Source organism: Microbacterium sp. NPDC012755 (assembly GCF_042901325.1).
Lineage (GTDB): Bacteria > Actinomycetota > Actinomycetes > Actinomycetales > Microbacteriaceae > Microbacterium > Microbacterium natoriense.
The window spans coordinates 77,081-102,562 of sequence record NZ_JBIBCT010000001.1; the positions used below are offsets into that span (position 1 = coordinate 77,081).

The window sequence follows — 25,482 nt, forward strand, 5'->3', positions numbered from 1 at the left end:
TCAGACCCTCGCCAGGCGCGCGGAGGCGTGCGAGCGCAGCGGAGTGCCGAGCGCGGCGACATCCCATGCCCACAGCAGGTGGCCGTCGACCAGTCCGTACATGCGCGACGCCGCTCCGTACTCCTTGGCGCCGGCGCCGCGGACGATCGCATCGGAGGCGATGTCGACGCGCGGACCGTTGATCTCGCCCAGGTACAGCTCGAGCGTTCCGTCGGAGTGCGCGAGAGACACTTCGAGAGGGAAGCCTCCGGATGCCGATCGCAGCAACTCCACGTCGTCGACGCCGCGGGCGACGGGCTCCGCCGTCGGCGGGAGCAGCGCAGGTCCGGCATCCGCATCCGTCGCCGGTCGCGACAGCCGCCAGAATCCGCTCTCGGCGGTCAGCGGGATCGATGCGACCTCGTCGAGACCGGTGAAGGTCGCCGTCGCCGCGTAGTTGAGGAAGGGGCCGCCGTCATGGCTGAAGCTCACGCGGTGCGCGAACTCGCCCTGGAGGCGTTCGTCGCCGACCGGATAGTCGATGACGCCGGTGCCCTCCCAGACGCCGATCAGCCAGGCGAGGGGCGCGAGGTCTGCGGGAAGGTCGGTGGGCAGCTCAAGCATGCGCTCAGCGCTGGCCGCGGAAGAGGTTGCGCAGCACCACGACCGAGACGAAGGCGATGGCGAGGCTCGCAAGACCCAGGAGGCCGATGAAGAAGAATTCGAGCGCGACGAGATCCATGCGTCCAGCCTACCCCCACCGCGCCCGGTCAGGCGGGGACGAGGGCGGCCAGACCGAATCCGACTGAGATCAACCCTGTGAGCAGGAGCGCCCCGGTGATGCTGCACGCGACGCGGAAGATGAACCCCTGCGTGCTGCCGTACCAGAGCTGCACGGCGAAGGACAGCAGGATGAGTCCGCCGAACGCGACGAGGAGCCAGGAGACCCGCCACTCCTCCGGCACGAACACGCCGACGGCGACCGACGCGAGAAGCGCAGCCCCCCAGACGACGAACACGCCGACGAAGGCGTTGCGCGGCGCGAGTGCGGGTTCCGTCATGGCTCTATTGTCACCCATCCGTCTCGAAGACGTCGTCACCTTCGACGCCCGGTATCATGGCGGCACGGCGAAGTCCGTCGTCCGAGAGGAGAGCGCGTGGCCCAGATCCTGGTGCTGACCAGCGCCCCCGACTCAGAACACGTCCTGCCCGCGCTGGAGCTGCTGAGCCACCGCGTTCGCCAGATCCCCGCCGAGCCGGCCCATCTCGTGAACGCGCCCGAGTACGACATCGTCGTCGTCGACGCCCGCTCCGACCTGGTCGGAGCGAAGTCCCTGTGCCGCCTGCTGCGCGCTGCGGGGCAGGACTCCCCGCTGCTCCTGGTCGTCACGGAGGGCGGCATGAGCGCGGTGTCCGGCGAGTGGGGCGTCGATGATGTGCTGCTGTCGACGGCGGGGCCCGCCGAGACCGACGCCAGGGTGCGGCTGGCGCTCGCCCGCCACGACGAGGTCGCCGAGCCCTCTCGCGTGCAGGCGTCCGGCGTCACGATCGACGAGCAGTCGTACTCCGCCAAGCTGCGCGGCAAGCCGCTCGACCTCACCTACAAGGAGTTCCAGCTCCTGCACTTCCTCGCCACGCACCCCTCGCGCGTGTTCACCCGCGAGCAGCTGCTCAGCGAGGTGTGGGGCTACGACTACTTCGGCGGCACCAGGACGGTCGACGTGCACGTCAGGCGACTGCGGGCCAAGCTCGGCGACCAGGAGCAGATCATCGGCACCGTGCGCAACGTCGGCTACCGGTTCAACGTGTACGACGACGACAGCGTGGTGGCCGCGCGGTAACGGAACCGTTCCGTTCACACGCGCGTCACCTCTCGGTGCTTAGATGTACCCCATGATCGATCCCGCACTCGCCGACGCAGGTCTCGGTGACTCCGAAGACGACGACTTCGATGCCATCGAGTCCCCCGACTCGCTCCTCCCCGACCACCGCTACCTCGACCGCGAGCTGAGCTGGCTCGCGTTCAACCAGCGGGTGCTGGAGCTGGCAGAGGACCCGAGCCTTCCGGAGCTCGAGCGGGCGAACTTCCTGGCGATCTTCGCGAGCAACCTCGACGAGTTCTTCATGGTGCGCATCGCCGGACTCAAGCGCCGCATCATGACGGGTCTCGCCGTGCCCACCAACATCGGCCGCTCGCCCGTCGACGCGCTCGCGGACATCTCGCGCGAGGCGCACGCCCTGCAGCTGCGGCACGCCGAGGCCTGGACGAGCCTGGTCCGTCCTGCTCTCGCCGATGCCGGCATCGAGATCGCCGACTGGGACGAGCTCACCGCCGACGAGCGCGCCGCCCTGTCGGAGTACTTCCAGGCGCAGGTCTTCCCCGTGCTCATGCCGCTGGCCGTCGACCCCGCGCACCCCTTCCCCTACATCTCCGGATTGTCGCTCAACCTCGCGATCCGCATCCGCAACGCACGGACCGGGCGCCAGGAGTTCGCGCGCCTCAAGGTGCCGCCCATGCTCCCCCGCTTCGTCGAGGTGCCGGGGACGAGCGAGATCACACGGTTCATCCGCCTCGAAGAGCTCATCGCGAACCACCTGGGCGACCTGTTCCCCGGCATGGAGGTCCTCGACCACCACGCGTTCCGCCTCACCCGCAACGAGGACATGGTGATCGAGGAGGACGAGAGCGAGAACCTCATCCAGGCCCTCGAGGCCGAGCTCATGCGACGCCGGTTCGGTCCGCCGATCAGGCTCGAGATCACGGACGACATGGATGACGTCACGCTCGAGCTGCTGGTCCGCGAGCTCGACATCACCGACCAGGAGGTGTACCGCCTTCCCGGTTCGCTGGACCTGCGCGGTCTGTTCGGCCTCTCGCGCATCGATCGGCCTGACCTGCGCTACGCGCCCCACCTGCCGACCACGGCCGTCGCGTTCCAGCCCACCGGAAGCAACACGCGCGCCGACATCTTCAAGGCGATCCGCAAGTCCGACGTGCTCGTGCACCACCCGTACGAGTCGTTCACGACCAGCGTCGTCGCGTTCCTGGAGCAGGCGGCCCGCGACCCGCACGTGCTCGCCATCAAGCAGACGCTGTACCGGACCTCGGGCGACAGCCCGATCGTGCAGGCCCTGATCGATGCCGCCGAGGCCGGCAAGCAGGTGCTCGCCCTCGTCGAGGTGAAGGCCCGCTTCGACGAGGCGAACAACATCGTGTGGGCGCGCAAGCTGGAGAAGGCGGGCGTGCACGTCGTCTACGGTCTCGTCGGACTGAAGACGCACTGCAAGCTCGCTCTCGTCATCCGCGAAGAGGACGGCGTCCTGCGTCACTACTCGCACATCGGCACGGGCAACTACAACCCGAAGACCAGCCGCATCTACGAGGACTTCGGACTGTTCACGACGGATCCGCAGGTCGGCAAGGACCTCACGCGCCTGTTCAACGAGCTGAGCGGCTACGCGATCGAGAAGAAGTTCAAGCGTCTGCTCGTCGCTCCCCTCCACCTGCGCAAGGGGCTGCTCCGCCAGATCGACGGCGAGCGCAAGAACGCCGAGGCGGGGAAGCCGGCGCGCATCCGCATCAAGGTCAACTCGATGGTCGACGAAGAGGTCATCGACGCCCTGTACCGTGCGAGCGCGGCCGGCGTGAAGGTCGAGGTCTGGGTGCGCGGCATCTGCAGCCTCCGCACCGATCTGGAAGGCATCAGCGACAACATCACGGTGCGCAGCATCCTCGGCCGCTATCTCGAGCACTCCCGGATCTTCGCCTTCGAGAACGACGGCGACCCCCAGGTGTACATCGGCAGCGCCGACATGATGCACCGCAACCTCGACCGTCGCGTCGAGGCTCTGGTGCGCGTCACCGATCCGCAGCATCTGCAGGAGCTGCTGGCGTTCTTCGACCTCGCCATGGACCCCGGCACGAGCTCGTGGCACCTCGGGGCCGAGGGAGTGTGGCAGCGCCACGCCGAAGACGCCGACGGCAACCCGCTCGTCGACCTGCAGGATATGACCATGGGGTTGATCCAGCGGCGCCGCCGCGCACGGGCGGTTCGATGACGTCTCCGCAGACGAAGTCGTCGCCCACGCGGGCGAAGTGGACGGACAAGGCCGTGTACGCGGCCGGGGCCGTGGTCTGGCGCATCGTCGACGGCAAGCTCCGCATCCTGCTGATCCACCGCGGCAAGTACCGTGACGTGACGCTCCCCAAGGGCAAGGTCGATCCCGGCGAGATGCTCGCCGAGACGGCCGTGCGCGAGGTGCACGAGGAGACCGGCATCCGCGTCTCGCTCGGGGTGCCCGTCGGAGTCAGCCGCTATCACCTCCCCTCGAACAAGCAGAAGGTCGTGCACTACTGGGCGGCCGAGGCGACGGAGGACGCGATCCGCGCCTCGACGTTCGTTCCGAACCGCGAGATCGCCGCGATCGAATGGGTGAGCGTGAAGAAGGCGCGGGCGCGTCTGAGCTACCCGGTGGATCACGAGATCCTCGACTTCTTCTCCACGCTCGTCGACGACGGCGTGCTGCGCACCTTCCCCGTGATCGCGCTGCGGCACGCGAAGGCCCTCTCGCGGTCCGAGTGGGACGAGGCGGATGCCGCTCGGCCGCTCACCGAGCGCGGGCGCCGGCAGGCCGCGTCGATCGTCGGCCCTCTGCGGGCCTTCGGCGTCCGACGCATCGTCACGAGCGACGCGGTCCGCTGCGTCGCCACCGTCGCCCCTCTCGCGAAGGCGCTCGGACGCAAGCCCACCCTCACCGCGAAGATCAGCCAGGACGCCTGGGAGGACGGCTCCGACGATCTCCGCAGCGTGGTCGGCAAGCGCGTGCGCTCGGGCAAGCCCGCCGTCCTGTGCAGCCACGGTCCCGTCCTGCCAGGCCTCCTGACCGAGATCGCCCTGGCGACCGGCACCATCCGCGGCTCCTACGTGAGCAGCGCCGCCGCTCTCGAACCGGCCGCGTTCTCGGTCGTGCACCTCTCGGCATCCAATCCCGGCTCCGGGATCATCGCGATCGAGACGCACATCCCCAAGGTCTGAACCCCGTTCGGATGCCGCGACCCGTCTGGAGGGGAATCCAGAGAGTCGCCCGCCGTTCACCTTCCGTTCACCTGGGCGGGAGAATCTCGTTAACCGCCGCGCTTAGCGTCACTGTGTGCCCTGCACCGGGCCCATTCCCATTCCCGATCGAACGGATCCACAGTGAAGATCTCCCGCATCGCCCGAATCGGCGCCATCGGCGCCGTCGCTGCCCTCGCTCTCGCCGGCTGTGCCGCGAACGAAGGCGGCACCGGCGGCTCCACCGACGCTCCCACGTCCGACGCCCCCGCTCTCTCGGGCTCGCTGGTCGGCTCGGGCTCCTCGGCCCAGCAGGTCGCCATCCAGTCGTGGACCGCTGAGTTCCAGAAGACCAACCCCGACGCCGTGGTCGAGTACGACCCGGCCGGCTCCGGCGCAGGCCGCGAGTCCTTCCAGCAGGGCGCAGTGAACTTCGCCGGCTCCGACCGGGCGTTCAAGACCGACGAGGTCAAGGCCGGCGGCTTCGGCGCCTGCGTCGACGGCTCCGACCTCATCGAGGTCCCCGCGTACGTCTCCCCCATCGCCATCGTCTTCACGCTCGACGGCATCGACTCGCTCGACCTCGACCCCGAGACCATCGCCGGCATCTTCGCCGGAAAGATCACCAAGTGGAACGACCCGGCGATCGCCGCGACCAACAAGGGCGTCGACCTCCCCGACCTGGCGATCTCGCCGGTGCACCGCTCCGACAAGTCGGGCACCACGGGCAACTTCACCGACTACCTCGCCCAGACCGCTCCCGACGCCTGGACCTTCGGCAGCGTCGAGGAGTGGCCGACCGAGCTCGGCGGCGAGTCCGCGGAGAAGACCTCGGGCGTCGCCAACGCCGTCAAGGGCGGCCAGGGCCTCATCGGCTACATCGACTCCTCGCAGGCCGCCGACTTCGCGTCGGTCAGCGTCAAGGTCGGCGACGAGTTCGTCGCGCACTCCGCCGAGGGCGCCGCGATCACCCTCGACGCCTCCAAGGTCGAGGACGGCCGCACCGAGGGCGACCTCGCGTTCGCGATCGACCGCACCACGACCGAGAAGGGCGCCTACCCGGTGCTCCTCGTCAGCTACCTGATCGCCTGCGCCGAGTACGAGGACGAGAACGTCGCCGCCCTGACCAAGGCGTTCTTCACGACCGCCATCAGCGCCGAGGGCCAGGACGCCGCCGCGAAGAACGCCGGCAGCGCCCCGATCTCCGACGACCTGCGCACCAAGGCGCAGGCCGCGATCGACCTCATCAAGTGACCCAGTAGACGGTGTCCGGGGTGCCACGGCATCCCGGACACCGTCTGTCCGCACCCGATACCCGAACATCACCGAGCAGGAAGCAGCTCCCATGACAGCCACGACAGCGGAGGCTCCAGCCCGCATCGTCGCGAAGAAGCGCGCCGGCGACATCTGGTTCTCCGGCACGGCGGTCGCCGCCGGCTCCATGATCATGATCACGCTCGCCGCGGTCGCGATCTTCCTCATCGTGCAGTCCATTCCCGCCTTCACCGCCGACCACGAGACCGCATCACTGCTGACGACCGGCTTCTGGGACTACGTCGGCCCGCTGCTGTTCGGAACCCTCTGGGCCGCGTTCCTCGCGCTGCTCATCGCCGTGCCGCTGTCGCTCGGCGTGGCGCTCTTCATCACCCACTACGCACCGCGCCGCCTCGCGCAGACCATCGGCTATGTTGTCGACCTGCTGGCCGCGGTGCCCTCCGTCGTCTTCGGCCTGTGGGGCATCTTCGTACTCGCCCCCGCGGTGCAGCCGGTCTATGTCTGGCTCAACACCAACCTCGGCTGGATCCCCTTCTTCGGCGGGGTCGTCTCGCCGACGGGCCGCACCATCCTCACCGCCGCGATCGTGCTCGCGGTCATGGTGGTGCCGATCATCACGGCCATCTGCCGCGAGATCTTCCTGCAGACCCCCCGCCTCCATGAGGAGGCGGCGCTCGCCCTCGGCGCCACGCGCTGGGAGATGATCCGCATGGCCGTGCTGCCCTTCGGCCGCTCCGGCATCGTGTCAGGATCGATGCTCGGCCTTGGGCGCGCCCTCGGCGAGACGATGGCCGTTGCCATGGTCCTCTCCGTGAGCAAGGCCGTCACGATCGAGATGCTCACCTCGACGAACCCCTCGACGATCGCCGCGAACATCGCGCTCACCTTCGCCGAGGCCTACAAGACGAACATCAACGTCCTCATCGCGACCGGTCTGATCCTGTTCATCGTGACCTTCGCGGTGAACGCGGTCGCGCGCTGGTTCGTGAACCGCCGCAAGGAATTCTCGGGAGCGAACTGACATGACCGTGATCGCCCCCCAGACGCCTCGCGCGATCCAGACCTCGCGCGCATCGCTCTCCTCCGGCCACCTGCCCCGCTGGACCCCCTGGGCCCTTCTCGGCATCGCGCTCGTCGTCGCCGCCGCACCGTTCGGCGTGATGGCCGCGGCATCCGGGTCCGCCTTCAACATCGCCGGAAGCCTCGTCGTCGGCGCCATCCTCTACCTGATCATCGTCTACGTGACCTCGCGCATCGTCGAGGGGCCGCGCAAGGCGCTGGACCGCTTCGTCACGGGCGTCGTCACCTCCGCGTTCCTCATCGCGATGGTGCCGCTGGTCTCGGTCGGCTGGACCGTGATCTCCAACGGCATCGCGCGCATCGATCCGCTGTTCTTCAACTCCTCGATGCGCGGAGTGCTCGGCGAGGGCGGGGGAGCGCTGCACGCCATCATGGGCACGCTGCTCGTCACGCTCGCCGCCACGATCATCTCCGTGCCGATCGGCCTCATGACGGCCGTCTACCTGGTCGAGTACGGCCGGGGCACGCGGATGTCGAGGATCATCACCTTCCTCGTCGACGTGATGACCGGCATCCCGTCGATCGTCGCCGGTCTGTTCGCCTACGCCGTGTTCGCGCTGATCTTCGGCCCCGGTGTGCGCATGGGCATCATGGGCTCCGTGGCGCTGTCGGTGCTCATGATCCCGGTCGTCGTGCGCTCCACCGAGGAGATGCTGCGTCTGGTGCCGAACGACCTGCGCGAGGCGTCGTACGCGCTGGGCGTGCCGAAGTGGCTCACGATCGTCAAAGTCGTGCTTCCCACCTCGATCGCCGGCATCACGACGGGCGTCATGCTCGCCATCTCGCGCGTCATCGGCGAGACCGCTCCGCTGCTGCTCACCGCCGGATTCACCGACGCGATGAACTACAACCTCTTCGGCGGACGGATGCAGACGCTGCCGGTGTTCATCTACTCGCAGTACGCGTACCAGGGCATCCCCGCCGAGGCCTACGTGGACCGCGCCTGGGCCGCCGCCCTCACACTGATCGTCATCGTCATGGTGCTGAACCTGGTCGCGCGCATCGTCGCGAAGGTGTTCGCCCCGAAGACCGGCCGCTGAGCCACAACCCGAAGGAACCTCACGTGTCCAAGAGCATCGAAGTCAACGACCTCAACGTCTACTACGGCGACTTCCTCGCCGTAGAGGGCGTCTCTCTCGACATCGAGCCGCGCAGCGTCACCGCGTTCATCGGCCCCTCGGGCTGCGGCAAGTCGACCTTCCTCCGCACGCTGAACCGCATGCACGAGGTCATCCCCGGCGCTCGCGTCGAGGGCCAGGTGCTCCTCGACGGAGACGACCTGTACGGCGCGACCGTCGACCCGGTGACCGTCCGCCGCCAGGTGGGCATGGTCTTCCAGCGCCCGAACCCGTTCCCCACCATGTCGATCCGCGAGAACGTGCTGGCCGGCGTCAAGCTCAACAACAAGCGCATCTCGAAGTCCGACGCCGACGCACTGGTGGAGAAGTCGCTGCAGGGCGCGAACCTGTGGAACGAGGTCAAGGACCGTCTCGACAAGCCGGGCTCCGGCCTCTCGGGCGGCCAGCAGCAGCGTCTGTGCATCGCGCGGGCCATCGCGGTCTCCCCCGACGTGCTCCTGATGGACGAGCCCTGCTCGGCCCTCGACCCGATCTCGACCTACGCGATCGAGGAGCTGATCGGCGAGCTCAAGACCGAGTACACGATCGTCATCGTGACGCACAACATGCAGCAGGCATCCCGCGTCTCCGACAAGACGGCCTTCTTCAACATCGCCGGCACCGGCAAGCCCGGCAAGCTCATCGAGTACGACAACACCACGAGCATCTTCACGACCCCGTCCGTCCAGGCCACCGAGGACTACGTCTCCGGCCGCTTCGGATAAGCCCCGACCGCTCCGGCTCGGTCCTCCGTCTCGGGGGGGGGCAGCTTCGGAGTCCGGATGAGAAACGCCGTGCGATCGTGAGATCTGCACGGCGTTTCTTCGTTCCGCTCCGAAGCTGTGCCCGGACACGGGTCCGAAGCTGTGCCCGCGCCTGAGCTCCGAAGCTGTGCTCGTTAGTGGACTCCGAAGCTTGTGTCTGGGCCAGGGATCCACCTCTCCTCCACAGGTTCGAGAGTCTCGGATTTCGTCCACCGATCGTGCGTTGGCGGTTCGGACCAGCCACCCGCCGATCCCATTCTGTAGGGGTGTGCAGTACGACATCGATTGACATCTGGACCTGGAGTGAACTCCGAAGGTCGCAGTCCCGCCGAGAGATCGAGCGACGCGTGCGCGTTGGGGATCTCCGCCGACTCCGACGCGGAGTGTATGCGGCGCCCACGGCATGCGCCCCGGCCGCGGAAGCCGCAGAGCATGGCGGATCGCTCGGATGCGAGACCGCGGCGCGACACCTGGGAATATGGGTGCTCGATGACGTGGACGTACATGTATGGATGCGTCCTGACAGACACCACCACGGCATCTCCTCGCGGAGGTGCACCTGCATCCGTCACTGGGATCGCGGTCCGTCCCCCGAGACCTTCGCCCTGCCCGCTGTTCCCCGCGTACTTCTTCAGATCTACCGCTGCAGGGGTGCGGAGGCCTTCTTCGTGTCGCTCGAATCGGCACGACGACTCGGCCTGATGACGAACGAGGAGTTGCGCTGGCTGCGACGAGTGATCGATCGCGCGGGCAAGGATCTCATCGACTTCTCTCGAGCGGACGCCGACAGCGGGCTCGAATCGCTCGTCAGGCTGCGTATCCGCAAGTACGGGTGGAGCGTCCGCACGCAGGCCTACGTCGTCGGAACGGGCCGCGTGGATCTTCTGATCGACGGATGGCTGATCATCGAGACGGACGGAAGAGCCAACCATGACTCGACGTCGCATCGGCACCAGGATCTCACGCGCGATGCCTCCTCTGCTCTCTGGGGGCACGTCTCCTTGCGCTTCGACTACGCGATGGTGCTGTACGACTGGGACCTCGTCGAACGGTCGATCGTGTCCACCATGACGCTCCGCCCCTGATCCGATCCCGCCTCCTCTCCCGACGTGTCAGGGCACAGCTTCGGATAAGACGAGACGACACGCCGTCTGGGACCCCTAAACGGCGGCATGTCGCACTGCCGCTCCGAAGCTGTGCCCGGAATCGGCACACCCGCTCCCCCGGGATCAGCCCCCGGGGTCAGCCCAGACTTCCCCGGGGTCAGTCGCGGGGAGACAGGAGGTATGCGTTCAGCTCGGCCGTGAGGGCGGCGTCGACGGGCAGCTCCACCCCGTCGACCGCGGTGATCGGAGCGGCGAGACGGACGCTCGAGACGAGCCAGGCGGCATCCGCCGTGGCGAGGTCGGATGCCGGGATCTCGGCGTACCCGGCCTCGAAACCGCGGGCCGCGAGGTGGTCGTAGACGCTGAGCTGCGTCGTCCCGTGCAGGATGCCGCCGTTCGGCGCCGGCGTGACGAAGCGGTCCCCGAAACGGAGGATGAGCGAGGCGGTCGGCGCCTCCAGGATGAATCCGTCGCTGGAGAGGAAGACCGCGTCATCCGCTCCCCGACGGTGCGCCTCTCGCAGCGCCGCCATGTTGACCGCGTACGAGAGGGTCTTGGCGCCCAGCAGCAGCCACGGCGCACGCTCGGCGACGTGCAGGTCGTACCCGCGGTCGAGCGTCACGACGCGGATGCCGTGCACGCGCGCGGCCGAGAAGTCCGCCGCGGGCGCCGCCGTCACCCAGGCCGTCGGCGTGGGGCCGTGCTCGACGCCGCGACTGAGGATGAGCTTGATCACGGCCTCCCCCTCGCCGCACTCCGCCGCCGCGACCGCGACCGCCTGCCGCCACTGCTCCTGATGGGGCGCCGGGAGGTCGCACAGCCGCGCGGAGTGCGCGAGGCGCTCCAGGTGCGGCACGACCTCCTGCGCGTGCCCGTCGACCACGCCGATCGATTCGAACACGCCGTCTCCGCGCTGGGTGCTGAGCTCGCCCACGCTGAGCGCGGGGGCCGCGGCATCCACCATCGTGAAGGTGTCTGCGAAATCGGCGCGCTCCTCGGATGCGGCGACGGGATCGATCATGAGTGCGAAGCGCCGGGTCATGATCCGAGCCTAGAGGTCGGGAATAGCGGAGGCGAGATCGCGTTACACTTGATCGGCCGGGCCGCATAACCCCGGGCTCCAATTTTTGCCGCTGCGAGCGGCCTTCCGCCGAGAGGCGTTCTTGCGGCCCGGTCTTCTCATACCCGGTTCCATCGGGCCTCCGCCGCCCTGGCGCCTCCGGTCAGGCCAGCGCGTCCATCCGCCACAGCACCGCGGCCGCGGACAGGTCCTGCCCGTAGGCGCTCAATCTCAGCGCCCTCGTGGTGAGCTCGCTCGTCCTCGCCGGTTCCGTCGCCTCGTAGTCGTCGGCCAGGTGCGTCGCGCCCGAGGCCTGCACGCGGCAGAACGCCGCCGCCCTGTCGAGCGCGACCGCGAAGTCGCCCCGGAAGGCGCCGCGCAGGATGGTGTCGATCAAGGCGACGAGCTCGTCGGGGTTCGCCGGGACCGGCGCTCCAGCGATGACCGCGTCAGCCGACGCGAGCTCGACGCGTCCGCGCTCGTAGAGCAGCGCCGCCGTCTGCGGGTCGCCGTGGATCGCCAGCTGCAGCACGTAGAGCCGCCACAGCGCGCCCGGGAGCGTGCGGGAGGGGGCTTTCGACCACAGCTCCGCGATCTCGTCGATGCCGTGCTCGGCGGTGAAGGCGACGAGACGCTCGGCGCTGACGCCGCTCTCGTCGGCACGCACCCTGGTGAGCAGGGCGGATGCCGTCGCGTGCGCGACCCGCGTCTCCTCGGCGGGGTCGTGGGAGCCGACGATGTTGTCGAAGGCGCTGGTGGGGCGGCGCACAGGGCGATGGTGCTGCTCGGGCATCCCTCCAGGGTACGCGCGTCGGGCGGCGTTCAGGCGGTGGGGATGACGATCACCGGGTCTGAGGTCGGGATGCCGGTGGGTGATCCTCCCGACTGCTCGACCGTCACGGCGATCGCGTCGCCCGCTTTCATCTCACCGCGCAGCTCCGCGGTGGCCTTCCCGTCGTTCACGGAGAAGGTGCCCGCCGACACCGCCGTGTCCCCGCGCACGAACCACAGCTCGTACGTCTGCCCGTCGGCCGGAGCGGCGATGCCCTCCGTGACGAGCACGGCCCTGCCCAGGGATGCCGACCAGTGCGCCGTGGCGCTGCCGCCCGTTGCCACGGGCACCTCCGCCTGCTGCGCATCGCCTGATGCCTCGATCTGCTCCAGGGCGACGACGGCCGCCGGACGGTTCAGATAGGAGCTCAGAGCGGTCGCGCCCATGCCGATGCCGACCAGCAGCACGAGGCATGCGGCGAGCGCGAAGAGGATTCGCAGTCCGCGACGACGTTCACGGGGAGCCGGCTGGGGGTCACCCGCGGGCGTGTCCTGCGGGTGAGCCGCAGAAGAGTGCGGGCGGCTCGCGGCATCACGTCCGCCGTCATCGGTCCTGTCACGGGTCTCGGCGGCCGGGGTCGGAGCAGGTGGAGCCGACGCCGTCTCCCGGTCACCCTGCGGCGCGTCCGCGATGGCGGAGAGGAGAGCCGAGCGGATGTCCGCCGGAGGCGTCACCGGAGGGACGGGCAGCGCGAGCGCGGCAGCGGCCTCGGCATCCGCTCGGGCGATCCGCCGCCATTCGGGGTGCACGGCCAGGGCGGTGCGGAACCGTCGCTCGTCATCGGGAGACAGCGCGTGCAGCGCCGCCGCCGCGGAGAGCTCTGCGAACTCCTGCTCGTTCATGCCGTCACCCCCATCGCGCTGCGGAGACGCATGAGCCCGTCTCGCATCCGTGTCTTGATCGTCCCCAGCGGTGCTCCCACGAGCACCGCGATCTCGTTCTGACTGTATCCGCCGTAGTAGGCGAGGACGAGAGCCTCCCGCTGCGCCTCGGGTAGCCCCGAGAGCGCATCGACGACCTTCTCTCCCTCGATGCCCAGTTCGACCTGCTCGGCGACGCTGTCGTGCGCCACCCCGATGTCCCTGAGCCCCGCCCGCACATCGCGATCGGCACTGGACTGGGATGCACGCACCCTGTCCACCGCTCGACGATGGGCGATCGTCATCACCCAGGTCCGTCCCTGCCCTTTGTTCGGAGCGAAGCGGTCGGCGGATTGCCAGATCTCCAGGAACACCTCCTGGAGCACCTCCTCGCTCTGCGAGCGGTTGACGAGCACGCGGAGGATGAGACCGAACACGCGGGGCGACAGCGTGTCGTAGAGCGCGGCGAACGCCGCCTGGTCGCCGTCGGCGATGCGCCCGAGGAGATCGGCGACGGCATCCCGCGCCGTTCCGTCCTCGGGTACGTCCACCCCGTCGATGACCATCTCCACCAGCATGCCGCATCTCCTCTCGATCTCGTGCAGACCTCACCCGAAGGTGAAGGAATAGACCTGCACTCCGGTGGGCACCTCGAGGGTGAACGACCCCTGGGCGACGGCATCCGCCTTCTCCAGGGCGTAGGAGCGTGGAGTGCCGTCGATGCGGATGCGCTGCTCGTTGCCCTTGTCGTCGCGCACGACGACCTCGCCAGAGCCGGCGACGACCATGCGCACCTCGGCGGCGTGATAGTTCAGGCGGATGCTGCCGGAACCGCCGGACGGCGTCGCGTACTGCGTCTCGACTGTCCAGCCTCCGCCGAGAGCGAAGCTGTCGTCCGGCTGCTTGTCGGGGAGCGCGAAGTCGCGGGTGCCGGAGCGGTACTCCGTGCCGCCGCCGTAGTTCACGTCCTTCGAGGAGCCGAGGAACGTCTCCCGCGTCGTCGAGCCGACGTCGGGCGTCTCATCGACGACATCCGTCGCCGCGGGCAGCTGGACAGCGGGATCGGCGTCCTTCAGCAGCTCCCGGATGAGCTTCTCGGTCGCGGCGTAGTTGCCCTCGCCGAAGGAGATGTGGCGGACGGTCCCCTGCGCATCGATGAGGTAGTGCGCCGGCCAGTACCGGTTGCGGTAGTTCGTCCACGTCGCGAGGTTGTTGTCCAGGGCGACCGGGTAGTCGATGCCGAAGTCGGCGACTCCCGCGGCGACGTTGCCCGGATCCTTCTCGAACGCGTACTCCGGGGAGTGGATGCCGATGACCTCGAGCCCCAGGTCGCGGTACGCGGCATCCCAGGCGACGACGTGCGGGAGCGAGCGCTGGCAGTTGATGCAGGAGTACGCCCAGAAGTCGATCAGCACGACCTTGCCGCGGAGGCTCTTCAGATCCACGGCCTCGCCCCCAGGGGTGTTGAGCCACTGCTGGATCCCCTTGATCGAGGGCGCCGTGCCGCAGGATTCGAGTTCGGCGGCGCCGTTCGTGCACTTGTCGAGGTCCTTGTTCTCGTCGTTCACGAGGCCGCCGAGGTCGAGGGCATCCGACACCTGATCCGAATCGGCCAGCCCCTGCTGCAGAGATGACGTGTAGTCGGGCAGAAGGCGCTGCAGCGCCTGCGGGACGTTGAAGACCAGCCCCACGGCGAGCGCGATCATCGCGATCCCCGCGGCGATGCGCAGGCCGCGCTCGCGGGTGCGGAAGGCGCGGATGCGCTCGATGACGCCCCTTCCGGCCAGGGCGAACACCAGGAGCGGCACCGCGACGCCGATCGCGAAGGACACGGTGAGCAGGATCGTCCCGATTCCGATGCGGCCTGTGGAGCCGGCCACGATGATGGCGGCGAGCACGGGGCCAGCGCACGGCACGAACACGGCGCCGAGGGCGAGGCCGACGCCGAAGCCGCTGCCCCGGTTCTTGACCTCCCGCTGGCCGAAGCGCTGGAAGGGGCGCTCGAGGATCCGCTCGAACCTCGGCACGAGGAGGCCGACGCCGATGATGACCAGCACGGCGATGCCGACCCAGCGGATGATGTCCTGCGGGAGGTTCAGCAGCCCGAGCAGGAGCGATCCCCCGAGGGTGACGAGCGTGAAGCTCAGCACCAGGCCCGCGATCACCAGGTACGGCCGGCTGCGCTTCGCCGGCACGACCTCACCGTCGAACTTCGCCGACTGCGCTCCCCCCGTGAGGAAGATGACCGGGAGCACGGGCAGGATGCACGGTGAGATTCCGGTGATGAGCCCGCCGAGCAGGCCGATGATGATCAGGTCCATGAGGTCCTCGCTTCTGTCGCCCTCTGTTCGCTCTCGACCCCCGTTTCGGATTGGACGGAACTTTCTCCCATCCGATCGGCGAGGGGCTCCGAACAGATGTCGACGCCACGGACGGACCGTGGCCCAGTTCTGAAGGAGCTCGAGATGTTCAGCACCAAGAAGAAGGTCACCGCAGCAGTCACCCTCACGCTGGCGAGCGCATTCCTGCTCTCCGCCTGCACCATGGGCAGCACCCCGGCCGAGGAGACGACGAAGCCGTCGGCGCCGGAGTCCTCTGAGTCGTCGGCGCCCGAGACGATGGACCCGGCGGCGAACCTCGTCGGCCCCGGATGCGCGGCATACGCGGACGCGGTTCCGTCAGGAGCCGGATCCATCCAGGGGATGTCTCAGGACCCGGTGGCGGTCGCCGCATCGAACAACCCGATGCTGAAGACGCTCGTCGCCGCGGTGAGCGGTCAGCTCAACCCGGACGTGAACCTCGTCGACACCCTCAACGGCAGCGAGTTCACCGTCTTCGCCCCGGTGGATGATGCGTTCGCGAAGATCGACGCGGCGACGATCGACGGACTCAAGACCGACAGCGCGACGCTGTCGTCGATCCTCACCTACCACGTGGTCCCCGGTCAGATCGAGCCGTCCGACATCGACGGCACGCACAAGACCGTCCAGGGCGCCGACCTCACCGTGACCGGCAGCGGAGACGACCTCATGGTCAACGACGCGAAGGTCATCTGCGGCGGCGTGCAGACCGCGAACGCCACGGTGTACCTGATCGACTCCGTGCTGATGCCCCCGGCCCAGTAAGGCGCGGGACGCCGAGCGGGGGATCTCGGCGCCTCTCGTCCCTCGGGGGAGGACGACGAGAGGAAAGAAGGGCCGCCGGTGCGGGGAGTCGCCGGCGGCCCTTTTCGCGCACACTAGACTGAGAGGACACGGGCCTCTAGCTCAGTTGGCAGAGCATCGGACTTCAACAGAATAGGAGCGCCCTGGGGGAAACTCCGGGGATGACACCACTCAAAGTCGGGGAACCCTTCCTGGGAGACCAGATGGCAATCCCGAGCCAAGCCGGACGCGAGTCCGGAAGGTGTAGAGACTGGACGGGTGGCACCTACAGCGAGAGCCAAGGTGAAGGGACAGTCCAGACCACGAACGCCCTGCGGGGCGGCGGCGAAAGCCGAAGTGGCAAGTTAATCCGCGGGTCGAGGGTTCGAGCCCCTCGGGGCCCACCGTGAATGCAGAACGTCGCACGTCCGCGCTAGCGTCCTCCCATGAAGCGTTGTGGGACGCGCGGTGCGAGCAAGCCGCTCGCCCAATTCAATCGCAAGAGATCCCGCGCCGACGATCACCAAGAGGTCTGCCGGCTGTGCAACAGAGAGTCTTCTCGTCGCTATTACCAGCAGAATCGCGACCACCACATCAAGGTCATCCGCGCGCGTACGAAAGCGCGACAGGCAGAGAGCATCTCGTTCGTCGCCGAGTACCTCTCGGCGAATCCGTGCGTCGACTGCGGTGAATCGGACCTCCGCGTCCTCGATTTCGACCATCGCCCCGGGTCGGCGAAACGCGGAGAGGTGATGCGACTCGTTCGCAACGGTCATAGCCTCGCAGTGGTCGCCACCGAGATGGGGAAGTGCGACGTGCGACGCCGGAACTGCCACGCGATCGTCACCTACGATCGGCTCGGCCCGAACTGGCGATCGGCGGCCATGACACACGATCACGCCCCACGATCCGCACCTGAGCCCGAAGCGACGGGCGACTAGTCTCCTCCGCGTGCGCGATGGCGGCGCACGGCGGCGCGATTCGCGCATCGCACCGAGCAGAATCGCTGGCGCCCGTTGCGGGTCACGTCGACCACGACGTTCGTGCAGGGCTCGGCCTCGCAGCGGAGCAGACGCGTCATGCCCCGGGTAGACAGGTGCAGGGCCGTGCCCACGGAGATCACCGCCCTCAGGACGAACGCGAGCCGCTGGCCGTCGTCTCGGTAGTGCAGGTGCCAGCCCTCGTCGTGATGATCCGTGAGCCGCGGATAGGCGGCCGCCGTCGCCATCTGCGCGTTCAGCAGCTCGGCTCGTGGCCGCCCGGGCTCGGCGTCGACGACGCGCAGCCACTCGTCGATCACCCCGCGGGTCAGCTCGTGGTCGTCGGGTTCGTCGGGGAAGTCCATCGTCATCCCGAACTCCCGCGTGCGCGCCTCGATTCCAGCGCGGTCGGCCGGCCAGTCGTTGGCGAGGGATGCCGCCAGGAGGACCGCGTACTCTCCGTAAGGGTTGAGATGCATAAGGCCATTACATCACGCTGGATGCATGACCTCCCTGCACACACTTCCGATCCCCCGCCAGACCGCCCCCGTTCACGAGCACGCCTGGCTCGTCGACTCGCGGCATCCGACCAGCGAGGGCCTCGTGCTCTACGTCCGCTGCGACGGGTGCGGCGTCCGTCGCGTCGACGTGCAGGCGCATCCGCAGACGCCGCCGGTCGCGCTCAGTCGCGCTCTCAGGCCGTGAGCTCGGCGAGCGTACGCACGGTGCGGAGGTTCCGCGCCGTGCCGGCCACCCCGAGCGCACGGTCGAGGACGGCCTTGGTGAGCTTGGTGTTCTGCACACCGCCCTCGTCGTAGTCGATCCAGAGGTCCCGGCCGATCAGCGCGATCCGCTCCCCCGCGACGAGCCGCTCCGTCAGAGCGTCGACGGCGCCCTCGGCCGGCTCCGACTCCAGGAACATCGCGTGCAGCATCTTGTCCTGCGCCGCATCCGGAAACGGGTTCTCCGCGAGCGCGGCCTCGAGCTCGGCGTGACTACGGGCGATCACCGGAGTGTCGACCCCGAACGCCTCCGCGATCAGCGCCCGCACCTCCGCACACGCCGCACCGAGGTCGGCGGGCGCGTCGCACAGGATGTTGCCGCTCGCGATGTACGTGGAGACGTTCGTCAGAGCCGTTCGCGCGCCCAGCAGCTCACGAAGCTCGGCCATGGGCACCCTGTTGCGCCCGCTGACGTTCACCGCGCGCAGGAGCAGTGCGCAACGCTCCGCGGTCACGCCTCCGCGCTCTCGATGAGCACGGCGCCGGCGTGCGCGAGCTCGGCGAGAGCTGCGGCACTGGGCTCCGGAGCGACCCCTGCGACGAGATCGGTGAGGATCCGCACCTGGACGCCGTGTGCGATCGCGTCCAGGGCCGACGCGCGCACGCAGTGGTCCGTGGCGATGCCCACGACGTCCGCACTCAGCACGCCGAACTCCGTCAGCACCGCGGACACCGTCTCACCGGCATCCGTCGTCCCTTCGAACATCGAGTACGCGGGCCGCCCCTGCCCCTTCCGGACGTGATGCGTGACGGCATCCGTCGTCAGCAGCGGGTCGTAGGCCGCACCGTCGGTGTCGGCGATGCAGTGCACCGGCCACGTGTCGACGAAGTCGGGCTGATCGGAGAAGTGCCCGCCGTTGTCGCCCTCGGCGTCGTGCCAGTCGCGCGACGCGACGATGACACGGTAGTCGGCGGCGCGCTCGGTCAGGAACGCGGAGATCGCGGATGCCACGGCATCCCCGCCCTCGACGGCCAGCGCACCGCCCTCGGTGAAGTCGTTCTGCACATCGACGATGAGAAGCGCTCTGCTCATGATTCCGAGGGTACGCGCTCGGGAAACCAAAAGGCCCCGTGATCTTCATCACGGGGCCTGCTGGAGCCGCTTGTCAGAATCGAACTGACGACCTTTTCATTACGAGTGAAATGCTCTGCCGACTGAGCTAAAGCGGCGCGGTCTCCGATATTACCTGTTTCGGAGCGCGCTCGCGAATCGAGCCGGCATCACTCGCAGCGCAGGCCGTTCTCGGGCACCGTGTCGTCCAGGAAGAAGGCCTCGACGGCCTTGTCCACGCACGTGTTGCCCTTGTTGTAGCCGGTGTGACCCTCCCCGACGCGGGTGATCAGCACGCCCTCGTCGAGCTGCTTCGCGAGCGACTCCGACCACTCGTACGGCGTCGCCGGGTCGTTGGTGGTGCCGACGACGAGGATCGGCCCCGCACCCTTGGCGTGGATCTCCCCACGCGTGCCGGTCGGCGGGTACGGCCAGACCGAACAGGAGTCGGGGCCGTCCCAGTACTTGGCGATGGTCGGCGCGCCCTCGGCGATCTTCGCCGTCGACGCGGCCTCGGCCGCGGGGTCGTCCTCCACCGGATAGTCCATGCAGTTGTACGCGCGGAACGCCTCGCTGGAGTTGTCGGCGTATGTGCCGTTCTCACGGCCGTTGTAGAAGTCCGCGAGCTGGAACGCGATCGACGGGTCGCCCTGCAGCGCTCCGCTCAGCGCATCGGTGAGGTAGCTCCAGCTGTCTTCCGAGTACAGCGCAGCGATGATTCCCGTCATCAGCGCATCCGCACCCATCCGCCGACCGTCGCCGTTCTTCAGCGGCGAGGCGTCGACGCTCGCGAGCAGCGCTCCGAGATCGGTCATGGCCTCATCGACCGAGCCGTTGAAGGGGCACTTCCCCGAGTCGAGGCAGCTCTTCATGTACGCACGCAGCGCGGACTCGAAGCCGATGGCCTGCGTCGCGCTCACCTCGAGTCCGGAGACGGCGGGGTCGATGGCCCCGTCGAGGACGAGTCGGCCGGCGCGCTCCGGGTACAGCTCGGCGTAGGTCGCGCCGAGGAACGTCCCGTAGGAGTAGCCGAGGTAGTTCAGCTTCTTGTCGCCGAGGACGCCGCGGATCAGGTCCATGTCGCGCGCCGCGTTGATGGTCGTGATGAACGGCAGGATGCCGTTGCTGTTCGCCTCGCACGCTTCGGCGAACTTCTTGTGGGCGGCGAGGAGCTCGGTCTCCCACTCGGCGGTTCCGCGGGGAGCCGCGGGGATGGAGTACAGGTAGTCGTCCATGCCCGCCGCGTCGAAGCAGGTCACCGCGGTCGACCGGCCGACGCCGCGCGGATCGAAGCCGATCACGTCGTAGTTCGTGATCAGGTCGGCGCCGACGGCGTAGTCGAGGCTGTTCTGGATGAGGTCGACACCGCTCGCGCCGGGACCGCCGGGGTTCGTGAGCAGCGAGCCCTTCGCCGTGCCCGACGCCTGGTGGCGGATCACCGACAGCGTGATCTCGCCGTCGCCGGGGTTCTCCCAGTCGAGCGGCGCCGTGACGTCGGTGCAGTCGAAGCCCGTGCCGCATTCGGTCCAGGTCAGGGTCTGCCCGTAGAAGCGCAGCAGGTTCTCGGCCACGCCCTCGGTGTCGGGAGCGTTGGTCGCCGACGGCTTCGACGACGCCTGCTCGGGGATCATCGAGTACAGGCAGCCGGACAGCATGACGGATGCCGCGGCGAGCCCAGCGACCACCATCGCGGCGCGTCGGAAACGGGAAGTCGGTCTGTTGTTCACGGTGTCCTCCCGCTCGTGACGGTCACGAGCAAGCTCTCCAGGGCGAGCAGCGGTGCGACGTTGCGCTCCAGCGACTGGCGTGTCTCGGCAAGGTGGTCAAGTACGACCAGAGTACGTGTCTCCGGCCAGGCATCCGCGAGCGCGCTCAGCTCGGCGCGCAGTTCGCGGTTGATGAGGTCGTCGCCGCGACCGAACTGCAGCATCACGACATCGCGGAACATCGACTGCAGATCGGTGAGCACACGGTCGATGCCGTCGCGCAGGCTGCGCGTCGCCCTCTTCTTCTGATCGTCTTCGAGCGCGGACAGCTGCGAGCGCAGCGCCGGCGGCACGGCCTGCCCCTCGGCGATGCCCACGGTACGCAGCAGTGAGGCGCGCTCCGCGGCGTCGCGCTCGGCCGTGAGGGTCTTCGCGTCTTCCGTGGCCGCCTGGATGATGCGCCCGGCGACCTCCACGGCGTCGCCGACCCCGCGGACGCCGAGCACCGAGCGCAGCGTCTCGTCGCGACGACGTCGAGCGGCGTCGTCTGTGGCGAGGCGCTGAGCCATGCCGATGTGACGCTGCGCGTGACGGGCGGACTGCTCGGCGACGGCCGCGTCGGCGCCCGTGCGCAGACTGATCAGCCGTGCGACGTCGGCGACGTCGGGTTCGCGCAGCCGCAGCGAGCGGACCCGCGATCGGATCGTGGGCAGCAGATCGGCCTCGCTCGGAGCGCACAGGATCCACACGGTCTGCTCCGGCGGCTCTTCGAGGGCCTTCAGCAGCACGTTCGAGGTGCGCTCGACCATGCGATCGGCATCCTCGACGACGATCACGCGGTACCGCCCGGCCGAGGGCGCGAAGTAGGAGCGCTCGACGAGTGCGCGCGCCTCGGCGATGGTGATGATGACCTTGTCGGTGCGCAGGGCGGTCACGTCGGGATGGGTGCCCGCCAGCACCTGCCGCATGGACGACTCGTCTTCGGGGGTGTCGGCCACGAGCGCCGCGGCGAACGCGTGGGCGAGGGTGGACCTCCCCGAACCCGGGGGGCCCGTGATCAGCCACGCGTGCGACAGCGCAGCAGGGTCGGATGCGGCGCCACGGAGCGTCTCGACGGCGGCATCCTGCCCCCACACATCGCCCCACGGGAACTCGGCGGCGACGGTCTGGGGCATGTACTCAGCGTAACCTGCGGCGCCGACACCGACTCCCTGGAGGCAGGCCTCAGCCGAGGAGCGACTCCACGCGGACGCGGATCGCCGCGGCGATCTCGTCAGCGGATGCCGCGGCGTCGAGCACCAGGAACCGCTCGGGCTCGGCGTCGGCCAGGCGGAGGTACGCGTCGCGCACGCGGGAGTGGAACTCGGTCTTCTCCGCCTCGAGCCGGTCGAACGGCTTGTCGTCCGAGTCGAGCCGCTCTCGCGCGGCCTCCGGATCGAGGTCGAGCAGCACGGTCAGATCGGGAAGCGCCCCCTCGGTGGCCCACAGGGACAGCTCGCGGATCTCGTCGCCGTCCAGCACGCGCCCTGCACCCTGATACGCGACGGACGAGTCGAGGTAGCGGTCCTGCAGGACGACCTCTCCGCGGTCGAGCGCCGGGCGCACGACCGTCGCGACATGATGTGCCCGATCCGCGGCGTACAGCAGCGCTTCGGCCCGAGGGGCGATGTCTCCGCGGTGGTGCAGCACGATGTTGCGGATCAGCTCGCCCACCTCGGAGCCGCCGGGCTCCCTGGTGCGCAGCACCCCATGCCCGGCATCCGTCAGCCAACCCGCGAGCAGGTTCGCCTGCGTGGTCTTGCCCGAGCCGTCTCCGCCTTCGAGAGTGATCCAGACCCCGCGACCTGCGGTCACGAGCCCGCCTTCTTCGCGGCGTTGGCGGCGCGCGTCGCCGCGGCCTTCTTCGCCGCAGCCGAGCGAGCGGCTGCCTTCTCGGCATCCGTCGGCGCCTTCTTGGCCGCCGCCTTCTTCGCTGGCGCCTTCTTGGCGGGGGCCTTCTTCGCCGGGGCCTTCTTCGCGGCAGCGCCGCGCTTCGGGGCCGGACCCTTCGCACGCTTGTCGGCGAGCATCTGGACGGCGATCTCGAACGTGATGTCCTCGACCTTCTGTCCGCGCGGGATCGTGACGTTCGTCTCCCCGTCAGTGACGTAGGCCCCGAAGCGTCCGTCGCGGATGCGGATCGGCTTGCCGCTGACGGGGTCGGCGTCGAACTCTGCGAGCGCGCTCGATGCACGACGCGCGCCGGCGCCGTACTTCGGCTGCGCGTAGATCGCGAGCGCCTGGTCCAGCGTGACGTCGAAGATCTGCGATTCGCTCTCGAGGGAGCGCGAATCGGCGCCCTTCTTGAGGTAGGGACCGTACCGGCCGTTCTGCGCCGTGATCTCGTCGCCGGACTCGGGGTCGACGCCGACGACGCGCGGCAGGCTCAGCAGCTGGAGTGCGGTGTCGAGATCGATCGTGTCCACGGACATCGAGCGGAACAGCGAGCCGGTGCGCGGCTTGGGGGCCGTGTCCTTCTTGGCGCTCTTGCCGCGGGTGGGCTTCGGCGCCTCGACGACCTCGCCGGTCGACGCGTCGACTCCGGCATCGTCGGACACCGGGTCGTTCTCCTGCACGTAGGGGCCGAATCGTCCGTCCTTGACGACGATGATCTTGCCGTTCTCCGGGTTCTCGCCGAGCACGCGGTCGCCGGCGACGGGGGCCTCGATGAGCTCCTGGGCCTTGGCCGCGGTGAGCTCGTCCGGCGCCAGATCCTCCGGGACGTTCACGATTCGCGGCTTCTCGTCGGGCGCCTCCGGGTTCGCGACCTCCAGGTAGGGGCCGTACTTCCCGAAGCGCAGGGTCGCCGTGTCCGTGATGCGCGTGGAGTTGAGCGCGCGCGCATCGATCTCGCCGAGGTTGTCGACGACCTGACGCAGCCCCACCTGCGACTCCGTACCGAAGTAGAAGGACTTCAGCCACTCGACGCGCTTCTGCTCGCCCCTGGCGATCGCGTCGAGGTCGTCTTCCAGAGCCGCGGTGAAGTCGTAGTCGATGAGGTCGGCGAAGTGCTCCTCGAGCAGACGCACGACGCTGAACGCGAGCCAGGTCGGAACGAGAGCCTGTCCGCGCTTGGTCGCGTAGCCGCGATCGATCACGGTGCCGATGATGCTGGCGAACGTGGACGGACGGCCGATGCCGTGCTCCTCCAGCGCCTTGACCAGCGACGCCTCGGTATAGCGCGGCTTCGGGGTGGTGCGGTGGCCCTTGGCCTCGGCGTCCGTCATCCGCAGCTCATCGCCGACGGCGACCGCCGGCAGGGACTGGTCGTCGGCCGCGTCGCTGTCGCTGCGCTTCTCGTCGCGCCCCTCCTCGTACGCCTCCAGGAAGCCCTTGAAGGTGTAGACAGTACCGGATGCCGTGAACTCGGCCTTCTGCCCTGCGGCGTCGACGACGATCGTGACGGTCGTGGTCTCGTACTTCGCGTCGGACATCTGGCTGGCGACGGTGCGCTTCCAGATGAGGTCGTAGAGGCGCTGCTCTTCACGGTCGAGCTGTGAGGAGACCGAGGCCGGAGTGCGGAAGGTCTCGCCCGAGGGGCGGATCGCTTCGTGCGCCTCCTGGGCGTTCTTGCTCTTGGATTTGTAGACGCGCGGCTTGAGCGGCACGGCCGCGTCGCCGTAGAGCGAGACCGCCTGGTTCCGCGCCGCCTGCACCGCCTGGGTGCTCAGCGCCGTGGAGTCGGTACGCATATAGGTGATGAAGCCCTTCTCGTAAAGGCGCTGGGCGACGCTCATCGCCTGCTTCGCGCTCATGGAGAGCTTGCGTCCGGCCTCCTGCTGCATCGTGGAGGTGGTGAACGGGGCGTAGGGGCTGCGCGTTCCGGGCTTCGCCTCGACCTTGGTCACCGTGCCGGCGCCGGCGGCGTCCACGGCGATCGCGAGAGCCGCGGCCTTCTTCTCATCGAGGACGACGACGGCCTTCTTCAGTTTTCCGAGGTCGTCGAAGTCGGTGCCGCGGGCGAGCTGTCCGCCGTCGACGCGCACCAGCCGCACCTTGAAGGCGGATGCCGAAGACGCGAGAGCCTCGACGTCCCAGTAGTCCGCCGACACGAACGCCATGCGCTCGCGCTCACGGTCGACGATCATGCGGGTCGCGGCGGACTGCACGCGTCCGGCGGAGAGGCCGGTCTTGACCTTGTACCAGAGCACGGGCGAGACGTCCCACCCGTAGAGGCGGTCGAGGATGCGGCGGGTCTCCTGCGCGTCGACGAGGTCGATGTCGAGCTCACGGGTGTTGCCGACGGCCGCCTGGATCGCGTCCTTGGTGATCTCGTGGAACACCATGCGCTTGACGGGAACCTTCGGCTTCAGCGTCTCGAGCAGGTGCCAGGCGATCGCCTCGCCCTCGCGGTCTTCATCGGTGGCGAGCAGGAGCTCGTCCGCCGTCTTCAGAGCTCGCTTGAGTTCGGCGACCGTCTTGGTCTTGCGGTCGGACACCACGTAGTAGGGGTCGAAGTCGTTGTCGACGTCGATCGAGTACTTCCCGTACGCCTGCTTGTCGGCGGCCGGGATGTCCTTCTTGTCCGCGAGATCGCGGATGTGGCCGACGGAGCTGAGCACCTCGTAGCCGTCGCCGAGGTATCCCTGAATCGACCGCATCTTCGTCGGGGACTCGACGATGACGAGCTTCTTGCCTTCAGCCAAGGGTGCG

At 68.6% G+C, this 25,482-nt stretch carries 25 protein-coding genes and 1 tRNA gene; 11 read left to right on the forward strand and 15 right to left on the reverse strand.

Annotated elements, in window-relative coordinates:
* Together ACFY5A_RS00400 and ACFY5A_RS00405 are read right to left on the reverse strand one after the other, a co-directional pair.
* Entirely contained in the window at nucleotides 1-603 is a 603-nt protein-coding gene (locus ACFY5A_RS00400; RefSeq protein ID WP_105674033.1) for an FABP family protein, read from the reverse strand.
* 146 nt (nucleotides 604-749) lie between these two features.
* On the reverse strand, nucleotides 750-1,040 hold the full coding sequence (locus tag ACFY5A_RS00405; RefSeq protein WP_105674035.1) for a hypothetical protein: 291 nt from the start codon (nucleotides 1,038-1,040) through the stop codon (nucleotides 750-752).
* A 96-nt stretch (nucleotides 1,041-1,136) separates the two neighbouring features.
* On the opposite strand from ACFY5A_RS00405, the gene ACFY5A_RS00410 reads away from it, so the two are divergent.
* From ACFY5A_RS00410 to ACFY5A_RS00445, 8 genes are all read left to right on the forward strand, one after another.
* Nucleotides 1,137-1,820: a response regulator transcription factor gene (locus ACFY5A_RS00410; RefSeq protein ID WP_341941535.1), complete on the forward strand. Its 684-nt coding sequence runs from the start codon at nucleotides 1,137-1,139 to the stop codon at nucleotides 1,818-1,820.
* A 52-nt stretch (nucleotides 1,821-1,872) separates the two neighbouring features.
* Entirely contained in the window at nucleotides 1,873-4,038 is a 2,166-nt protein-coding gene (locus ACFY5A_RS00415) for an RNA degradosome polyphosphate kinase (RefSeq protein ID WP_341941534.1), read from the forward strand.
* Nucleotides 4,035-5,015 carry an NUDIX domain-containing protein gene (locus ACFY5A_RS00420; protein ID WP_387231157.1) on the forward strand — a complete coding sequence of 327 codons (981 nt, stop codon included), beginning with the start codon at nucleotides 4,035-4,037 and terminating at the stop codon, nucleotides 5,013-5,015. Before ACFY5A_RS00415 ends, ACFY5A_RS00420 begins: the two co-directional genes overlap by 4 nt.
* Nucleotides 5,016-5,177: 162 nt before the next feature.
* Complete coding sequence (gene pstS, locus ACFY5A_RS00425; protein ID WP_223586044.1) at nucleotides 5,178-6,287, forward strand: phosphate ABC transporter substrate-binding protein PstS; 1,110 nt, start codon at nucleotides 5,178-5,180, stop codon at nucleotides 6,285-6,287.
* Nucleotides 6,288-6,378: 91 nt separating this feature from the next.
* Nucleotides 6,379-7,329: a phosphate ABC transporter permease subunit PstC gene (pstC, locus tag ACFY5A_RS00430; RefSeq protein WP_105674043.1), complete on the forward strand. Its 951-nt coding sequence runs from the start codon at nucleotides 6,379-6,381 to the stop codon at nucleotides 7,327-7,329.
* Nucleotide 7,330: 1 nt separating this feature from the next.
* The gene (gene pstA, locus ACFY5A_RS00435; protein WP_341941532.1) at nucleotides 7,331-8,428 is read left to right on the forward strand and encodes a phosphate ABC transporter permease PstA; all 1,098 of its coding nucleotides are present in this window, start codon (nucleotides 7,331-7,333) and stop codon (nucleotides 8,426-8,428) included.
* Between the two features lie 23 nt (nucleotides 8,429-8,451).
* Nucleotides 8,452-9,231 carry a phosphate ABC transporter ATP-binding protein PstB gene (gene pstB / locus ACFY5A_RS00440; protein WP_105674047.1) on the forward strand — a complete coding sequence of 260 codons (780 nt, stop codon included), beginning with the start codon at nucleotides 8,452-8,454 and terminating at the stop codon, nucleotides 9,229-9,231.
* Nucleotides 9,232-9,938: 707 nt separating this feature from the next.
* Nucleotides 9,939-10,355 (forward strand): hypothetical protein, encoded by a 417-nt coding sequence (locus tag ACFY5A_RS00445; RefSeq protein WP_341941531.1) that lies wholly within the window; start codon nucleotides 9,939-9,941, stop codon nucleotides 10,353-10,355.
* 178 nt (nucleotides 10,356-10,533) lie between these two features.
* Here ACFY5A_RS00445 and ACFY5A_RS00450 read toward each other — a convergent pair whose 3' ends face one another.
* The 5 genes from ACFY5A_RS00450 to ACFY5A_RS00470 all read right to left on the reverse strand — a co-directional run bounded on the left by ACFY5A_RS00450 (nucleotide 10,534) and on the right by ACFY5A_RS00470 (nucleotide 15,449).
* Nucleotides 10,534-11,418, reverse strand: coding sequence for an aminodeoxychorismate lyase (locus tag ACFY5A_RS00450; RefSeq protein WP_341941530.1), 885 nt, complete (start codon nucleotides 11,416-11,418; stop codon nucleotides 10,534-10,536).
* A 181-nt stretch (nucleotides 11,419-11,599) separates the two neighbouring features.
* On the reverse strand, nucleotides 11,600-12,229 hold the full coding sequence (locus ACFY5A_RS00455; protein ID WP_387231161.1) for a DNA-directed RNA polymerase subunit beta: 630 nt from the start codon (nucleotides 12,227-12,229) through the stop codon (nucleotides 11,600-11,602).
* 29 nt (nucleotides 12,230-12,258) lie between these two features.
* Nucleotides 12,259-13,110: an anti-sigma factor domain-containing protein gene (locus ACFY5A_RS00460; protein ID WP_387231163.1), complete on the reverse strand. Its 852-nt coding sequence runs from the start codon at nucleotides 13,108-13,110 to the stop codon at nucleotides 12,259-12,261.
* Nucleotides 13,107-13,706, reverse strand: coding sequence for an ECF RNA polymerase sigma factor SigK (gene sigK, locus ACFY5A_RS00465; protein ID WP_181155875.1), 600 nt, complete (start codon nucleotides 13,704-13,706; stop codon nucleotides 13,107-13,109). Before sigK ends, ACFY5A_RS00460 begins: the two co-directional genes overlap by 4 nt.
* A gap of 30 nt (nucleotides 13,707-13,736) precedes the next feature.
* Nucleotides 13,737-15,449 carry a cytochrome c biogenesis protein DipZ gene (locus ACFY5A_RS00470; RefSeq protein WP_387231165.1) on the reverse strand — a complete coding sequence of 571 codons (1,713 nt, stop codon included), beginning with the start codon at nucleotides 15,447-15,449 and terminating at the stop codon, nucleotides 13,737-13,739.
* A 144-nt stretch (nucleotides 15,450-15,593) separates the two neighbouring features.
* On the opposite strand from ACFY5A_RS00470, the gene ACFY5A_RS00475 reads away from it, so the two are divergent.
* On the forward strand, nucleotides 15,594-16,253 hold the full coding sequence (locus tag ACFY5A_RS00475; protein ID WP_105674057.1) for a fasciclin domain-containing protein: 660 nt from the start codon (nucleotides 15,594-15,596) through the stop codon (nucleotides 16,251-16,253).
* Nucleotides 16,254-16,717: 464 nt separating this feature from the next.
* Nucleotides 16,718-17,212, forward strand: coding sequence for a hypothetical protein (locus ACFY5A_RS00480; RefSeq protein ID WP_387231167.1), 495 nt, complete (start codon nucleotides 16,718-16,720; stop codon nucleotides 17,210-17,212).
* Here the strand turns inward: ACFY5A_RS00480 and ACFY5A_RS00485 are convergent.
* The gene (locus ACFY5A_RS00485; protein WP_105674061.1) at nucleotides 17,209-17,730 is read right to left on the reverse strand and encodes a CGNR zinc finger domain-containing protein; all 522 of its coding nucleotides are present in this window, start codon (nucleotides 17,728-17,730) and stop codon (nucleotides 17,209-17,211) included. The two genes, ACFY5A_RS00480 and ACFY5A_RS00485, sit on opposite strands and share 4 nt — an antisense overlap.
* Nucleotides 17,731-17,755: 25 nt before the next feature.
* Here ACFY5A_RS00485 and ACFY5A_RS00490 point away from each other — a divergent pair, with 25 nt between their 5' ends.
* Entirely contained in the window at nucleotides 17,756-17,956 is a 201-nt protein-coding gene (locus ACFY5A_RS00490; protein ID WP_105674063.1) for a hypothetical protein, read from the forward strand.
* On the opposite strand, the gene ACFY5A_RS00495 is transcribed toward ACFY5A_RS00490, so the two are convergent.
* The 7 genes from ACFY5A_RS00495 to topA form a co-directional block, all read right to left on the reverse strand.
* Nucleotides 17,946-18,488 carry a DUF1697 domain-containing protein gene (locus tag ACFY5A_RS00495; protein ID WP_387231170.1) on the reverse strand — a complete coding sequence of 181 codons (543 nt, stop codon included), beginning with the start codon at nucleotides 18,486-18,488 and terminating at the stop codon, nucleotides 17,946-17,948. The genes ACFY5A_RS00490 and ACFY5A_RS00495 overlap by 11 nt on opposite strands.
* Nucleotides 18,485-19,066: an isochorismatase family protein gene (locus ACFY5A_RS00500; protein WP_387231172.1), complete on the reverse strand. Its 582-nt coding sequence runs from the start codon at nucleotides 19,064-19,066 to the stop codon at nucleotides 18,485-18,487. The genes ACFY5A_RS00495 and ACFY5A_RS00500 overlap by 4 nt, the downstream gene beginning before the upstream one ends.
* A 61-nt stretch (nucleotides 19,067-19,127) precedes the next feature.
* Nucleotides 19,128-19,203: transfer RNA gene (locus ACFY5A_RS00505), tRNA-Thr, on the reverse strand.
* Nucleotides 19,204-19,254: 51 nt separating this feature from the next.
* Entirely contained in the window at nucleotides 19,255-20,772 is a 1,518-nt protein-coding gene (locus tag ACFY5A_RS00510) for an alpha/beta hydrolase (RefSeq protein ID WP_341942554.1), read from the reverse strand.
* A gap of 35 nt (nucleotides 20,773-20,807) precedes the next feature.
* Nucleotides 20,808-21,965, reverse strand: coding sequence for a DNA polymerase III subunit delta' (locus tag ACFY5A_RS00515; protein WP_341941523.1), 1,158 nt, complete (start codon nucleotides 21,963-21,965; stop codon nucleotides 20,808-20,810).
* 49 nt (nucleotides 21,966-22,014) lie between these two features.
* Nucleotides 22,015-22,644: a dTMP kinase gene (tmk, locus tag ACFY5A_RS00520; protein WP_387231174.1), complete on the reverse strand. Its 630-nt coding sequence runs from the start codon at nucleotides 22,642-22,644 to the stop codon at nucleotides 22,015-22,017.
* Nucleotides 22,641-25,475 (reverse strand): type I DNA topoisomerase, encoded by a 2,835-nt coding sequence (gene topA, locus ACFY5A_RS00525; protein WP_387231176.1) that lies wholly within the window; start codon nucleotides 25,473-25,475, stop codon nucleotides 22,641-22,643. The genes tmk and topA overlap by 4 nt, the downstream gene beginning before the upstream one ends.
* Nucleotides 25,476-25,482: the final 7 nt, after the last annotated feature.